7 protein-coding genes and 1 pseudogene are annotated in these 15392 nt (G+C 71.3%); all 8 read left to right on the forward strand.

Features of this window, described 5'->3' with window-relative positions:
- The first annotated feature begins 89 nt into the window (after positions 1-89).
- The 8 genes and pseudogenes from CP975_RS26155 (at position 90) to ispG (ending at position 15020) form a co-directional block, all read left to right on the forward strand.
- Positions 90-2486 carry an ATP/GTP-binding protein gene (locus CP975_RS26155; RefSeq protein WP_150477400.1) on the forward strand — a complete coding sequence of 799 codons (2397 nt, stop codon included), beginning with the start codon at positions 90-92 and terminating at the stop codon, positions 2484-2486.
- 148 nt (positions 2487-2634) lie between these two features.
- Positions 2635-4350 (forward strand): PucR family transcriptional regulator, encoded by a 1716-nt coding sequence (locus tag CP975_RS26160; protein ID WP_055529722.1) that lies wholly within the window; start codon positions 2635-2637, stop codon positions 4348-4350.
- Positions 4351-4569: 219 nt separating this feature from the next.
- The gene (locus CP975_RS26165; protein WP_055529724.1) at positions 4570-6015 is read left to right on the forward strand and encodes an aldehyde dehydrogenase family protein; all 1446 of its coding nucleotides are present in this window, start codon (positions 4570-4572) and stop codon (positions 6013-6015) included.
- Positions 6016-6225: 210 nt separating this feature from the next.
- The gene (locus tag CP975_RS26170; protein ID WP_055529726.1) at positions 6226-8163 is read left to right on the forward strand and encodes an acyl-CoA dehydrogenase family protein; all 1938 of its coding nucleotides are present in this window, start codon (positions 6226-6228) and stop codon (positions 8161-8163) included.
- A gap of 148 nt (positions 8164-8311) precedes the next feature.
- A pseudogene (secA, locus tag CP975_RS26175) lies at positions 8312-10828 on the forward strand (preprotein translocase subunit SecA); the annotation flags it as partial.
- Between the two features lie 282 nt (positions 10829-11110).
- On the forward strand, positions 11111-12388 hold the full coding sequence (dxr, locus tag CP975_RS26180) for a 1-deoxy-D-xylulose-5-phosphate reductoisomerase (RefSeq protein WP_055529728.1): 1278 nt from the start codon (positions 11111-11113) through the stop codon (positions 12386-12388).
- On the forward strand, positions 12385-13686 hold the full coding sequence (locus tag CP975_RS26185) for a M50 family metallopeptidase (RefSeq protein ID WP_055529730.1): 1302 nt from the start codon (positions 12385-12387) through the stop codon (positions 13684-13686). Before dxr ends, CP975_RS26185 begins: the two co-directional genes overlap by 4 nt.
- Before the next feature lie 176 nt (positions 13687-13862).
- Positions 13863-15020, forward strand: coding sequence for a flavodoxin-dependent (E)-4-hydroxy-3-methylbut-2-enyl-diphosphate synthase (gene ispG, locus CP975_RS26190; RefSeq protein WP_030784465.1), 1158 nt, complete (start codon positions 13863-13865; stop codon positions 15018-15020).
- The last annotated feature ends 372 nt before the right edge of the window (positions 15021-15392 follow it).

The raw sequence follows: 15392 nt of genomic DNA on the forward strand, positions 1-15392 counted from the left end.
CCGGGCGCGTAACCGGTGAACTCCCCTCGCGCTGCCACTAGATTGAGCGCGGATCGACGGACGGACCGGCAGGTCAGGGGGCAAGGCCGATGGACACCGAGGGCACGCACGGGGCACGCGACGGGCAGCGGGCCGCACCGGTGCCGCGCCCGGCGACGCCGACTGCTCCCGCCGCGCCCCCGATGCCCCGGCAGCCGCCGGGCGCCGAAGGCCCCGCCTCCGTCGCCGACTGGCTGGCCACGCCCCGCCCCGAGGCGGCCCCGGGCATCTGGCGCTACGGTTACCGGCCCCCGGAGCCCGAGGCCGAGACCGAGGGCGCGGGCAGGCGCCTGGTCGTCGGCATGGTGATCTCCGCCGTGCTCGGCCTGCTCTTCTGGTCGCTGTGGCGGCAGGGCAACATCCCCTACCAGTGGGCGCTGCTGAAGCTGTTCACGCCGGGGGACTGGTGGTGGGCCGGGAGCACCCAGCCCAAGGGGCTGGAGGGCATCGACGCGCGGATCGTCTACGACGGGGTGGTCTTCGGCGCGCTGGTGTACACCGTCGGACGGCTCGGCGCGTGGCCCGACGCGATCCGGCACTTCGTGGTCCGGCGCCCGCAGCCGGCCCGCGCGGTGCTCGCCTCCGTCGCCGCCGTGGGCGCCCTGATCTTCGTCTGGCCGAGCGCCCTCGGGCTCGACACCCGGCCGCTGCCCGTGGCCGACCCCGTCTTCTCCCTGGTCGCGCTCGTCACCGGCGACCCCGACGTCTTCGCCTCGCCCGCGGTCATCGACACCCTGTACGTCCTGATCACGCTCGCCGTGCTGTGGCCCTTCGCCCGCATCGGCGGCTGGTGGCAGGCGGTCCGCGAGGCCAGGGGCGCCACCGTGCGGCGGCCCGCCACCCCGCCCCGCCCGGCCGACGCACCCCCGCGCGCCCACTGGCCCGAGCTGCGCGCCGCGGGCCAGGACAAGGCCGCGGACCTCCTCTCCGCCGAACTGCTCAGCGGGCGCATGACCGACGTCGACTGCGCCCGCGTCGCCCACGCCTGGCGCACGGCGGCCCCCGACCCGGCCGCTCCCCACCCCACCGCCCTGGCCACCTTCGTGGACACGGTCGCCCGGCACGGCGCCGCCGCCTGGACCCACCCCTCGGGCCAGCGCGACCTGCCGACCCGCACCGCCGTCCACGACCCGCTCGTCGGCCAGGTCAGGATCGGCCGCTTCGCGCGGGACGACCGCAACCCGTACGCCGTACGCGGCGCGGGCGCGGCCCTCGACCCCGCCGTGCTCGGCACCTCACTGCTCGCCGTGGGCCCCTCCGGCGCGGGCAAGACGGGACGGCTGATGCGCCCCGTCGCCGAGTCGCTCGCCCTCGGCGCTCTCGCCGGGCAGTGCGCGGTCGTCGTCGTGTGCGCGGCGGGCACGGCGCTCGGCGCCGACGACACGTACGACGTCGTGGTCAGGCCGGGCGACCCGGCCTCCGTGCACGACATCGACCTGTACGCGGACTGCGCCGACGCGGACGAGGCCGCGGCCTTCCTCGCCGAGGGACTCGTCGGCGACCTCGAAGCCGTCGACACACGGCGCGCCGCCACCACCCTCGCCCAGCTGCTCGGCCCCTACCACGCCCTCCACGGGCGCTTCCCGTCCGTGCCCGTCCTGCGGGAGCTGCTCGAAGGGGACCCCGCGGGCCTCACCGCCCTCCAGTCGGGCCTCGCCGCGGGCGAGCACACCGCCATGCGCCGCGAACTGGACGCCCGTATGCGCCAGTCGGGCTCCCCCAACGACCCCGGCCCCGCGCTCGCCGACCGGCTCGCGCTGCTGGACCGGCCCGCTTTCGCCGACTTCTTCGACCCCGGCGGGGACGGCCACCCCTTCTCGATGCGGGCGGTCGTCCACCATCCGCTCCGGGTCAGGGTGGACCTGCCCGAGCACGGCCACGAGGAGGCGTCGCGGCTGCTGGCCCGGCTGCTCCTCGCCCAGTTCACGTACGTCGTGCGCAACCGTGCCCGGCGGCCGCACTTCGCCTGTCTGATCCTCGACGACGCCTCGCGCACGCTCACCGCCGAGAGCGTGCGTGCCATCCAGCGGCTGCGGTCGCTGAACGCGGGCGTCGTCCTCGGTCTGCGCACCATAGGAGAGGTGCCGGAGTCCCTCCAGGGCCCCCTGTACGCGGCGGTCGGCTGCCGGATGGCCTTCTCCGGGGTGACGACCTGGGACGGACGGCGGTTCACCGAGGCCTGGGGCACCGAATGGATCGAGACAAAGGAAGTCGCCCAGCACACCGTCTTCGCCGACCAGCCGGTCACGCGCGCGCTGCACTCGCTGCGCAAGCTCGTCACCGGCAAGGCGGTCACCACGGACGCGGTCACCGTGCGCAAGGTCGAGCGTGAACGCTGGTCCGCCTCGGACCTCGCCCACTCGCTGCCCCCCGGCCACGCCGTGCTCTCGCTGGCCACGGTGGCGGGCGGACACGCGCCTCCCCTGCTGGTGGACCTCCGGGGGTAGTCCCGGGGCGGGCCGGAGGGCGGACGAGGTCAGGCCGGCGCCCCCGTGGTTACCCGTCAGTCCGTCTTGTCCCTACCGTACGGTGAGGCAGAATCGACACAGGTCGTTCATACGGACCGGCCAAAAGATCCGCAGACCTGAAGGTCCCATGCCGCCCACCCTCGCCTCGCTCGTCCACCACTCCGCGCTCAGACTGACCGTGCGCGCGGGCGAGGAGCGCCTGGACACCCCCGTGCGCTGGGCCCACGCCAGCGAACTCGCCGATCCCGTGCCCTACATGGAGGGCGGCGAGCTGCTCCTGATCACCGCGCTCAAGCTGGACGCGGAGGACCCGGAGGCGATGCGGCGGTACGTGAAGCGCCTCGCGGGCGCCGGGGTCGTCGGCCTCGGCTTCGCCGTCGGCGTGCACTACCCGGACATTCCGAAGGCCCTGCTCGACGCCGCCACCGAAGCGGACCTGCCGCTCATCGAGGTGCCGCGGCGCACGCCGTTCATCGCCATCAGCAAGGCCGTCTCCGCCGCCATCGCGGAGGAGCAGTACCGCGCGGTCACCGCGGGCTTCGCCGCCCAGCGCGAACTGACCAGGCAGACGCTGAGCGACGGCCCCGAGGGGCTGCTCCTCGCGCTGGCCGGGCAGGTCGACGGCTGGGCCGCCCTGTACGACGCCTCGGGCGCCGCCGTCGCCGTCGCACCGGACTGGGCCGCGCGGCGGGCCGCCCGCCTCACCACCGACGTCGAACGCCTGCGGGAACGACCCGCTCCCGCGAGCCTCGTCGTCGCGGGCGCCGAGGACCGCGTGGAGCTGCACTCGCTCGGCACGGGACGCAGGCCGCGGGCCGCTCTCGCCGTCGGCACGGCGTCCACCCTCGGCACCGCCGAGCGGTACGCGGTGCACTCCGCGATCGCGCTCCTGACCCTGACCACCGAGCGCTCCCGGTCGCTGCACGCGGCCGAACAGCGCATCGGCGCCGCCGTGCTGCGGATGCTGCTGGCGGGCGAGCCCGACCACGCGCGGACCGTCGCGGGCGACCTCTACGGCGGCCTTCTGGACGCGCCCTTCCGGCTCGTCGTCGCCGAGGTGGCGTCCGCGTCGGCGGCACGCGTGCGCGCGGGCGCGGGGACGGGCACGGGCACCGGGACGGAGGAGAGCGGCGAGGGCGCCGGGGAGCCCGCTGCCCCGGCCTCGTCGGCAGTCCTAGCCGCGGTGGCCGACGCCTCGGCGAGCGGCGATCCGCTCGCCGCACTCGTCGACGTCGTCGAGGCCGCGGCCGCCCGCTCCGGAGAGGCACTGCTCGTCGTCCCCTACGGAGAGCGGCTGGTGCTGATCGCCGTGGACGGCGGGGCGGGGGTGCGGGCGTGCGCGGAGTACGCGGCGGCGCTGGAGGCCGGGCGGGGGACCGCCGGGCGTGAGGTCACGGCGTCCGGCGAGGAGGCCGAGCTGGTCATGGGCCTCTCCGCGCCCTCCGGGCCCATCGCCGCGGCCACCGCGTACAAACAGGCCGAACAGGCGCTGTCCGTCGCGCGGCGGCGCGGGCGGGCCCTCGTCGAGCACGAGGAACTGGCCGCGGGTTCCGTGCTCCCGCTGCTCGCGGACGACGCGGTGCGCGCCTTCGCCGACGGCCTCCTGCGGGCCCTGCACGAACACGACGCGACGGGCCGCGGCGACCTCGTCGCCTCGCTGCGGGCGTGGCTCTCCCGGCACGGGCAGTGGGACGCGGCGGCCGCCGACCTCGGCGTCCACCGGCACACCCTGCGGTACCGCATGCGCCGCGTCGAGGAGATCCTGGGCCGCTCCCTGGACGACCCGGACGTCCGCATGGAGCTGTGGCTGTCCCTGAAGGCGACCTCGGTGGGATCCGAGTGACCTGCACGAGGGCGCCCGCCCCCGCCTCGCGCCCCTGACGCGGGGCAAACAGGCGGGTGGGCGGGAGAGCATCCCGGCGCGCGGCAGCACCGGCCAGTACAAACAGGCGCGAGGCCCCCGGCCAGTACTCCGCGTCGGACAAACGTCCGGGGCTTCGGCTGCCCCTACGGTGAGGGACGTACCCCCAAGACACACCTCCGCGGAAGGGCCGGGAATCACATGACTTCCATCCACGCCTTCTGGCTCGCCGGTCGCCAGACCACCGGTGAGACCACGCTCGACGTCACCTCGCCCTGGGACGGGCGGCTCGTCGCCAAGGCGGCCGTCCCGACCGACGCCCAGGTCGAGGAGGCCGTGGCCGCCGCGTACGCCGTGCGCGACGAGTTCGCCGCGACCCCGGCCCACGTCCGCGCCGCCGCCCTCGACCACGTGAGCCGCAGGCTCGTCGAGCGCACCGAGGAGATCGCGCAGCTCATCTCCGCCGAGAACGGCAAGCCGATCAAGTGGGCCCGCGGCGAGGTCGGCCGCGCGGTCTCCGTCTTCCGCTTCGCCGCGGAGGAGGCCCGCCGCTTCAACGGCGGCGAGGCCCAGCGCCTGGACACCGACGCCGGTGGCCAGGGCCGCCTCGCCCTGACGCGCCGCTTCCCCAAGGGCGTCGTCCTCGGCATCGCGCCGTTCAACTTCCCGCTGAACCTCTGCGCGCACAAGATCGCCCCGGCCATCGCCGTCGGCGCTCCGATCATCCTCAAGCCCGCCCCCGCGACCCCGCTGTCCGGCCTCGTCCTCGGCGAGCTGCTCGCCGAGACCGAGCTGCCCGCGGGCTCCTGGTCGGTCCTGCCGGTGGCCAACGACAAGATGCCCGCCCTCGTCCAGGACGAGCGCATGCCGGTCATCTCCTTCACCGGCTCCGACAAGGTCGGCTACGCGATCATGGACTCGGTGCCGCGCAAGCACTGCACCCTGGAGCTGGGCGGCAACGGCGCGGCCGTCGTCCTCGCCGACTTCTCCTCGGACGAGGACCTGGACTGGGCCGCCTCGCGCATCGCCACCTTCTCCAACTACCAGGGCGGCCAGTCCTGCATCTCCGTGCAGCGGGTCATCGCCGACGCCTCCGTCTACGACCGGCTCGTGCCGCGCGTCGTCAAGGCCGTCGAGGCCCAGGTCACCGGCGACCCGTCCGACCCGAAGACCGAGGTCGGCCCGCTGGTCAACGAGGACGCCGCCAAGCGCGTGGAGTCCTGGGTCGACGAGGCCGTCGAGGCGGGCGCGCAGCTGCTCACCGGCGGCAAGCGCGACGGCGCCACGTACGCGCCGACTGTCCTCGCCGACGTACCGGCCGACGTGACCATCGCCTGCGAGGAGGTCTTCGGACCGGTCCTCACCGTCAAGAAGGTGGACGGCGAGGCGGAGGCGTTCGCCGCCGTCAACGACTCCAAGTACGGCCTCCAGGCGGGCGTGTTCACGCACGACCTCCAGACCGCCTTCCGCGCCCACCGCGCCCTTGAGGTCGGCGGCGTGGTCATCGGCGACGCCCCCTCCTACCGCGCCGACCAGATGCCGTACGGCGGCGTCAAGCAGTCCGGCGTCGGCCGCGAAGGCGTCCGCTTCGCGATGGAGGACTACACCTACGAGCGGGTCATGGTGCTCACGGGCCTCGCCCTGTAAGCGGCCACGTCCCCGAGGCCAACGGCCGGAGCCCACTGTGCGGGGGCTCCGGCCGTTGTCGTACGAAGGCCGCGCGACTCGCGTACGAAGGCCGCGCCCCTCTCGTACGAACGCTGCGCGAGGACTGGTGGGATCGGGACGAATGGGGTACCAACGATCCAGTAGCACCCGTCAGTAACCGATTCCTCTGCGCGGCGAGGTGAGCTCCTCATGACCGCACCAACCCCCAAACCGTCCGTGAGCGAACGCGAGGCCCGGCAGGTCGCCGAGGCCGCCCGCGAGCAGGACTGGCGCAAACCCAGCTTCGCCAAGGAACTCTTCCTCGGCCGCTTCCGGCTGGATCTGATCCACCCGCACCCCATGCCGCCGGACGAGGACGCGCGGCGCGGCGAGGAGTTCCTCGCCAAGCTCCGCGACTTCTGCGAGACGAAGATCGACTCGGCCCGCATCGAGCGCGAGGCGCGCATCCCCGACGAGACCATCAAGGGCCTCAAGGAGCTCGGCGCGCTCGGCATGAAGATCGACACCAAGTACGGCGGGCTCGGCCTCACACAGGTCTACTACAACAAGGCCCTCGCCCTCGCCGGCTCCGCGAGCCCCGCGATCGGCGCGCTGCTCTCCGCTCACCAGTCGATCGGCGTACCGCAGCCCTTGAAGATCTTCGGTACGCAGGAGCAGAAGGACGCCTTCCTGCCGCGCTGCGCCCGCACCGACATCACGGCGTTCCTGCTGACCGAGCCGGACGTCGGCTCGGACCCGGCACGCCTCGCCACCACGGCCGTGCCTGACGGCGACGACTACATCCTGGACGGCGTGAAGCTGTGGACGACCAACGGCGTCGTCGCGGACCTGCTCGTCGTCATGGCGAGGGTGCCGAAGTCCGAGGGCCACAAGGGCGGCATCACGGCGTTCGTCGTCGAGGCGGGCTCCGAGGGCGTCACCGTCGAGAACCGCAACGCGTTCATGGGCCTGCGCGGCTTGGAGAACGGCGTGACCCGCTTCCACCAGGTACGCGTCCCGGCGGCGAACCGCATCGGCCCGGAGGGCGCGGGCCTGAAGATCGCCCTCACCACCCTCAACACCGGGCGGCTCTCGCTGCCGGCGATGTGCGTCGGCGCGGGGAAGTGGTGCCTGAAGATCGCCCGCGAGTGGTCGGCCGCGCGGGAGCAGTGGGGCAAGCCCGTGGCGTTCCACGAGGCTGTCGGCGCGAAGATCTCCTTCATCGCGGCGACGACCTTCGCGCTCGAAGCCGTCCTCGACCTCTCCTCGCAGATGGCCGACGAGGACCGCAACGACATCCGCATCGAGGCGGCTCTCGCCAAGCTGTACGGCTCCGAGATGGCCTGGCTGATGGCCGACGAGCTGGTCCAGATCCGCGGCGGACGCGGCTTCGAGACCGCCGAGTCCCTCGCCGCCCGCGGCGAGCGCGCCGTTCCCGCCGAGCAGATCCTGCGCGACCTGCGCATCAACCGCATCTTCGAGGGCTCCACGGAGATCATGCACCTGCTGATCGCCCGCGAGGCCGTGGACGCCCACCTGAAGGTCGCGGGCGACCTCATCGACCCCGACAAGACCCTCTCCGACAAGGCGAGGGCGGGCGCGCGGGCGGGCGGCTTCTACGCGCGCTGGCTGCCGAAACTGGTCGCGGGGCCCGGCCAGCTCCCGCGCTCGTACGCCGAGTTCCACCCGCCCGGGCACGTCGACCTCTCCGGCCATCTGCGCTACGTCGAACGCGGCGCCCGCAAGCTGGCCCGCTCCACCTTCTACGCCATGTCCCGCTGGCAGGGAAAGATGGAGACCAAGCAGGGCTTCCTCGGCCGGATCGTCGACATCGGAGCCGAACTGTTCGCGATGAGCGCGGCCTGCGTACGCGCCGAACTCCTGCGCACCACCGAGGACTACGGCCGCGAGGCCTATCAACTGGCCGACGCCTTCTGCCGCCAGTCCCGCATTCGCGTCGAGGAACTCTTCGACCGCCTGTGGACCAACACCGACGAACTCGACCACAAAGTCGTCAAGGGCGTCCTCTCGGGCACCTACACCTGGCTCGAATCAGGAATCATCGACCCCTCCGGAGACGGCCCGTGGATCGCTGAAGCGGCCCCCGGCCCCTCCAAACACGACAACGTCCATCGCCCCATTCGCTGAAATACCTCCCACGGGGCGCATTCCGTCCCGCCCGGAACCGGTCCGCTTGCCGGTAGGTCGAGCCCCGCCCACAATGAGCGGACCGGCCAGGGGGTAAGGGGGGATTCCGTTGCCCGGCCTCGGACTGGAACGCCTCACCGGAAAGATCATGCGCGCGGGCGAGGGCAGAATGCTGCGCCGCCTGGAACGCATCAGGGATCAGGTCAACTCCATCGAGGAGGACGTCCGGCTGCTCTCCGACGGCGCGTTGATGTCGCTCACCGACGACTACAAAGAGCGGTACGCCGACGGAGAGAGCCTCGACGAACTGCTTCCCGAAGTCTTCGCGACCGTCCGCGAGGCGGCCCGGCGCACCCTTGGCATGCGCCACTTCGACGTACAGGTCATGGGCGGCGCGGCCCTGCACCTCGGGAATATCGCCGAAATGCACACCGGCGAGGGAAAGACCCTCTCCGCGACACTGCCCGCCTATCTGAACGCGCTGACCGGAAAGGGCGTCCACCTCGTCACCGTCAACGACTACCTGGCCGCACGCGACGCCCGGTGGATGGGCCGCGCCTACCGCTTCCTCGGCCTGTCCGTCGGCGTCATCAAGGCCGAGATGAGCCCGGCCGAGCGCCGCGCCGCGTACGCCTGCGACATCACGTACGGCACCAACAACGAATTCGGCTTCGACTACCTGCGCGACAACATGGCCTGGACGAAGGACGAACTGGTCCAGCGCGGCCACCATTTCGCGATCGTCGACGAGGCGGACTCCATCCTCATCGACGAGGCACGTACCCCCCTGATCATCTCCGGGCCCGCCGACCAGCCCACGCACTGGTACGGATTCTTCGCCGAGGTGGTGAAGAGGATGAAGGGCATCGCGATCCAGGAGGAGAAGTACACCACCCCGCAGCGCAAGCTCGAACTGGCCGGGCTGCGCGACGCGTACGACTACGAATACGACCCGAAGAAACGCACCGTCGCCATCCTCGACAGAGGCGTGGAACTCCTGGAGGACCAGCTCGGCATCGACAACTTCTACGATGCCGCCCACACGTCCCTCATAGGCCAGTTGAACAACGCGCTCAAGGCGAAAGAGCACTTCAAGAAGGACAAGGACTATGTCGTCACCGACGGCGAGGTCCTGATCGTCGACGAGCACACCGGCCGCATCCTCGCAGGACGCCGTTACAACGAAGGCGTTCACCAGGCGATCGAGGCAAAGGAAGGGGTGAAGATCAAGGACGAGAACCAGACGCTCGCCACGATCACGCTCCAGAATTTCTTCCGCCTCTACGAGAAACTCTCCGGAATGACCGGTACGGCCATGACCGAGGCTGCCGAGTTCCACCAGATCTACCAGCTTCACGTGGTGCCCGTCCCCACCAACAAGCCCATGGTGCGCGCCGACAGACCCGACGTCATCTACCGCGGGGAGTCGGTGAAGTTCGACGCGGTCGTCACGGACATCATCGAACGGCACCGCGCCGGCCAGCCCGTCCTCGTCGGCACGGTCTCCGTCGCGAAGTCCGAACACCTCTCGGCGCTCCTCGCCGCACGCGGCATCCCGCACGAGGTGCTCAACGCCAAGAACCACCATCGCGAGGCCCAGATCGTCGCCCAGGCCGGCCGCAAGGGAGCCGTCACCGTCGCCACGAACATGGCGGGCCGCGGCACCGACATCATGCTCGGCGGCAACCCCGAGGCCATGGCCGAGGCCGCGCTGAAGGAACGCGACCTCACTCCCGAGACGGCCCCCGACCAGTACCGCGAAACCCTGGAGCGGATCACGGCCGAGGCCGCCGCGGAGCACGACGAGGTCAAGGAACTCGGCGGCCTGTACGTCCTCGGCACCGAGCGCCACGAGTCGCGCCGCATCGACAACCAGCTGCGCGGCCGCAGCGGCCGCCAGGGCGACCCGGGCCTGTCCCGCTTCTACCTCTCGCTCGGCGACGACCTGATGCGGCTGTTCCGCGCCGAACTGGTCGAGCGGGTCATGCTGATGGCCAACGTCCCCGACGACGTCCCCATCGAGAACAAGATGGTCACCCGCGCCATCGCCTCCGCCCAGTCCCAGGTGGAACAGCAGCACTTCGAGACCCGTAAGAACGTCCTCAAGTACGACGAGGTCCTCAACCGCCAGCGGTCCCTCATCTACGCCGAGCGACGGCGCGTCCTGGAGGGCGAGGACCTGCGCGAGCAGATCCACCACTTCATGGACGACACCATCGACGCGTACGTGGCCGCCGAGACCGCCGACGGCTTCGCCGAGGAGTGGGACCTGGACCGGCTCTGGCGGGCCTTCGCCCAGCTCTATCCCGTGGGCGTCACCGTCGAAGAACTCGACGAGGCCGCGGGCTCCCGCGCCGACCTGACCCCCGCCCTGATCACCGAGGCCCTGACCGACGACATCCACGCGCGCTACGAGGAACGCGAACGGCAGCTCGGCGAGGACGTCGTGCGCGAGCTGGAGCGCCGCGTGGTGCTCTCCGTCCTCGACCGGAAATGGCGCGAGCACCTGTACGAGATGGACTACCTCCAGGAGGGCATCTGGATGCGCTCCTACCTCGGCAGGGACCCCCTCTTCGAGTTCCAGCGCGAGGGCTTCGACCTGTTCACCGCGATGATGGACGCCATCAAGGAGGAGTCCGTCGGCTTCCTGTTCAACCTGGAGATCCGCGTCGGGGAACAGGACGACGAGCCCGCCCAGGACGCGGTCGACTTCAGCGCCGACGGCCTCGAAGCCCGCAGGGACCCGGGCCGGCTCCGCTTCAGCGCGCCCACGATGGACACGGCGGAAGGCGTCGTACAAGGCGACTTCACGACCGCCGACCAGGACGTGCGGCCTCCTGAGCGGCGCCCCCGGCCGAAGCGCCGCCGCACGTGACACGTACGCCACGTACGCCACATAGGGGCCCGCGCGGTCCTGCCGGACAGGTCTTGCGGCCACAATGGGGGGATGAGCGACAGCCCATCCCCCCTCGCCGACCCGCATCTCGTCTTCGACCCCGTCTCCATCACGGACGGGGCAGGCCCGCGGGACATCGTCATCCTCGGCTCCACGGGCTCGATCGGCACCCAGGCCATCGATCTCGTCCTGCGCAACCCCGACCGCTTCCGCGTCACGGCGCTCTCCGCCGCGGGCGGCCGCGTCGGCCTCCTCGCCGAGCAGGCGCGCCGGCTGCGGGTCAAGACCGTCGCGGTCGCCCGCGAGGACGTCGTACCGGCGCTGCGGGAAGCGCTCCAGGGGCAGTACGACACGGGGGAGCCGCTCCCCGAGATCCTGGCCGGACCGGACGCCGCCACCCAGCTCGCCGCCTCCGCCTGCCACACGGTCCTCAACGGCATCACCGGCTCCATCGGTCTCGCGCCGACGCTCGCCGCCCTCGAAGCGGGCCGCACCCTCGCGCTCGCCAACAAGGAATCCCTCATCGTCGGCGGCCCGCTCGTCAAGGCGATCGCCAAGCCCGGCCAGATCATCCCGGTCGACTCCGAGCACGCGGCCCTCTTCCAGGCGCTCGCCGCAGGCACCCGCGCGGACGTACGCAAACTCGTCGTCACCGCCTCCGGCGGCCCCTTCCGAGGACGTACGAAGGCCGATCTCGCGCACGTCACCCCCGAGGACGCGCTCGCGCACCCCACCTGGGCCATGGGACCGGTCATCACCGTCAACTCCGCGACCCTGGTCAACAAGGGCCTGGAGGTCATCGAGGCGCACCTCCTCTACGACATCCCCTTCGACCGCATCGAGGTCGTCGTCCACCCCCAGTCCTACGTGCACTCCATGGTGGAGTTCACCGACGGCTCGACCCTCGCCCAGGCCACCCCGCCCGACATGCGCGGCCCCATCGCCATCGGCATCGGCTGGCCCGAGCGGGTGCCCGGCGCGGCGCCCGCCTTCGACTGGACCAAGGCGTCGAGCTGGGAGTTCTTCCCCCTCGACAACGACGCGTTCCCGTCGGTCGGGCTCGCCCGGCACGTCGGGGAGCTCGCGGGCACGGCCCCGGCGGTGTTCAATGCCGCCAACGAGGAATGCGTGGACGCGTTCCTCAAGGGCGCGCTGCCCTTCAACGGCATCATGGAGACGGTGACGAGGGTCGTGGAGGAGCACGGCACCCCCGTCACCGCTGGGCCGGGAACCTCCCTGACCGTGGCGGACGTCCTCGAAGCGGAGACCTGGGCGCGCGCTCGGGCCCGCGAACTGGCAGCCAAGACGACCGCGGAGGCTCGTGCATGACGACCTTGATGATGATCCTCGGGATAGTCGTCTTCGTGATCGGGCTGCTCTTCTCGATCGCCTGGCACGAACTGGGGCACCTCTCGACGGCCAAGATGTTCGGCATCCGCGTGCCGCAGTACATGGTGGGCTTCGGCCCGACCCTCTTCTCGCGCAAGAAGGGCGACACCGAGTACGGCATCAAGGCCATCCCCCTCGGCGGCTACATCCGCATGATCGGCATGTTCCCGCCGGGCCCCGACGGCCGCATAGAGGCCCGCTCCACCTCGCCCTGGCGCGGCATGATCGAGGACGCCCGCTCGGCGGCCTTCGAGGAGCTGAAGCCCGGCGACGAGACCCGCCTCTTCTACACGCGCAAGCCGTGGAAGCGCGTGATCGTGATGTTCGCGGGCCCCTTCATGAACCTGATCCTCGCCGTGGCGATCTTCCTCGGCGTGATGATGACGTTCGGCATCAGCTCCCAGACGACCCAGGTGAGCAAGGTCTCGGACTGCGTCATCCAGCAGAGCGAGAACCGCGCCAAGTGCGAGAAGGGCGACAAGCCCGCCCCCGCCAAGGCGGCCGGCCTCAAGCCCGCCGACAAGATCGTCGCCTTCCAGGGGCAGCCCGTCGACGACTGGTCCACGCTCCAGTCGAAGATCCGCGAGACCATCGGCCCCGCCACCATCACCGTCGAGCGCGACGGCAAGCGGCTGGACCTGCACGCCGACCTCATCAAGAACCAGGTCACCAAGACCGACGGCGAGGGGGCCTACGTCGAGGGCAAGTACGTCTACGCGGGCTTCCTCGGCTTCACCCCGGCCACCGGCATCGTCCAGCAGTCCTTCGGCGACTCCGTGGAGCGCATGGGCGACATGATGGAGAACGGCGTCGAGTCGCTCATCGCCCTGCCGTCCAAGATCCCGGACCTGTGGGACGCGGCGTTCGGCGACGGCGAGCGCAAGCAGGACTCGCCGATGGGCGTGGTCGGCGCGGCCCGCGTGGGCGGCGATGTGTTCACCCTGGACATCCCGCCGCAGAACCAGATCGCGATGATGCTGTTCCTCATCGCGGGCTTCAACCTCTCGCTGTTCCTCTTCAACATGCTGCCGCTGCTCCCGCTCGACGGCGGCCACATCGCCGGCGCCCTGTGGGAGTCCGTGCGGCGCAACGTGGCGAAGGTCCTGCGCCGCCCCGACCCGGGCCCGTTCGACGTCGCCAAGCTGATGCCGGTCGCCTATGTGGTGGCGGGGATCTTCATCTGCTTCACGATCCTGGTGCTCATCGCCGACGTGGTGAATCCGGTGAGAATCTCCTAGTTGCGCGAAGTTTGCGGCGGCCCGGCGTTCTATGTGCCGGGCCGCCCACCATTGGGTGGACTTCTGGGCGTGATGTGCCCGGGCCCGGCGGGGTGCCGTAATCTCGAAGCCTGGAGCCCGCCGATCTCGGGACCTTGATCCACACTGTGATCCACACTCTTGGGGATGCTCGCCAGATGACAGCCGTATCGCTCGGAATCCCGTCCGTTCCGACCAAGCTCGCCGACCGAAGGGTCAGCCGCAAGATCCAGGTCGGTTCGGTGGCCGTGGGCGGCGACGCGCCGGTCTCCGTGCAGTCGATGACGACGACGCGTACGTCGGACATCGGCGCGACGCTCCAGCAGATCGCGGAGCTGACCGCGTCCGGCTGCCAGATCGTCCGGGTCGCCTGCCCCACGCAGGACGACGCCGACGCGCTGGCGACCATCGCGCGGAAGTCGCAGATCCCTGTCATCGCGGACATCCACTTCCAGCCGAAGTACGTCTTCGCGGCGATCGACGCGGGCTGCGCGGCGGTGCGCGTGAACCCGGGCAACATCAAGCAGTTCGACGACAAGGTCAAGGAGATCGCGCGCGCCGCCAAGGACGCGGGCACGCCGATCCGCATCGGCGTCAACGCGGGCTCGCTGGACGCCCGCCTCCTGAAGAAGTACGGCAAGGCGACCCCCGAGGCGCTGGTCGAGTCGGCCCTGTGGGAGGCGTCCCTCTTCGAGGAGCACGACTTCCGGGACATCAAGATCTCGGTGAAGCACAACGACCCCGTGGTCATGGTCAACGCCTACCGCCAGCTGGCGGCCCAGTGCGACTACCCCCTGCACCTCGGCGTCACCGAGGCGGGCCCGGCCTTCCAGGGCACGATCAAGTCGGCCGTCGCCTTCGGCGCGCTGCTCTCCGAGGGCATCGGCGACACGATCCGGGTGTCGCTGTCCGCGCCCCCCGCGGAGGAGATCAAGGTCGGCATCCAGATCCTGGAGTCCCTGAACCTCCGCCAGCGCCGCCTGGAGATCGTCTCCTGCCCGTCGTGCGGCCGCGCCCAGGTGGACGTCTACAAACTGGCCGAGGAGGTCACGGCGGGCCTCGACGGCATGGAGGTCCCGCTCCGCGTGGCCGTCATGGGCTGCGTGGTGAACGGCCCCGGCGAGGCCCGCGAGGCAGACCTCGGCGTCGCCTCCGGCAACGGCAAGGGCCAGATCTTCGTCAAGGGCGAGGTCATCAAGACCGTCCCCGAGTCGAAGATCGTGGAGACGCTCATCGAAGAGGCGATGAAGATCGCCGAACAGATGGAGAAGGACGGCGTCGCCTCCGGCGAACCCACGATCTCCGTAGCGGGCTGACCCCCTTCCCACTTCAACGCCACTGCCCCGCCGCTCCTGGAGCGGCGGGGCAGTAACGCGCCTGGCGGCGCCCGCAGCGTCACCGGGGTGTACGCGGCCCCGACTCCTGGAGAACCGGGGCGTACGAGGGCCCCGCGCCCTGCCCCGCCGCTTCGTGCCGGACATCTCCGTGCCGTCGGTTCGCGCTCACGCCGTCGCGGCCCCGCTTCGGTGCGGGCGCCCCCGCGCGGCCGAGCGCGCCGACAGGTCGGCGTCACCCCTGCCCCGCCGCTCCGCGGCGGATGTCTCCCACCCACCCACCCGTCTCGCGGCGACAAACCGCACCGGAGAACCCCCGGCCCCCACGGCACAACCCCACGCGGGGCAAACGGG

It is taken from the genome of Streptomyces alboniger, assembly GCF_008704395.1.
Classification (GTDB): domain Bacteria; phylum Actinomycetota; class Actinomycetes; order Streptomycetales; family Streptomycetaceae; genus Streptomyces; species Streptomyces alboniger.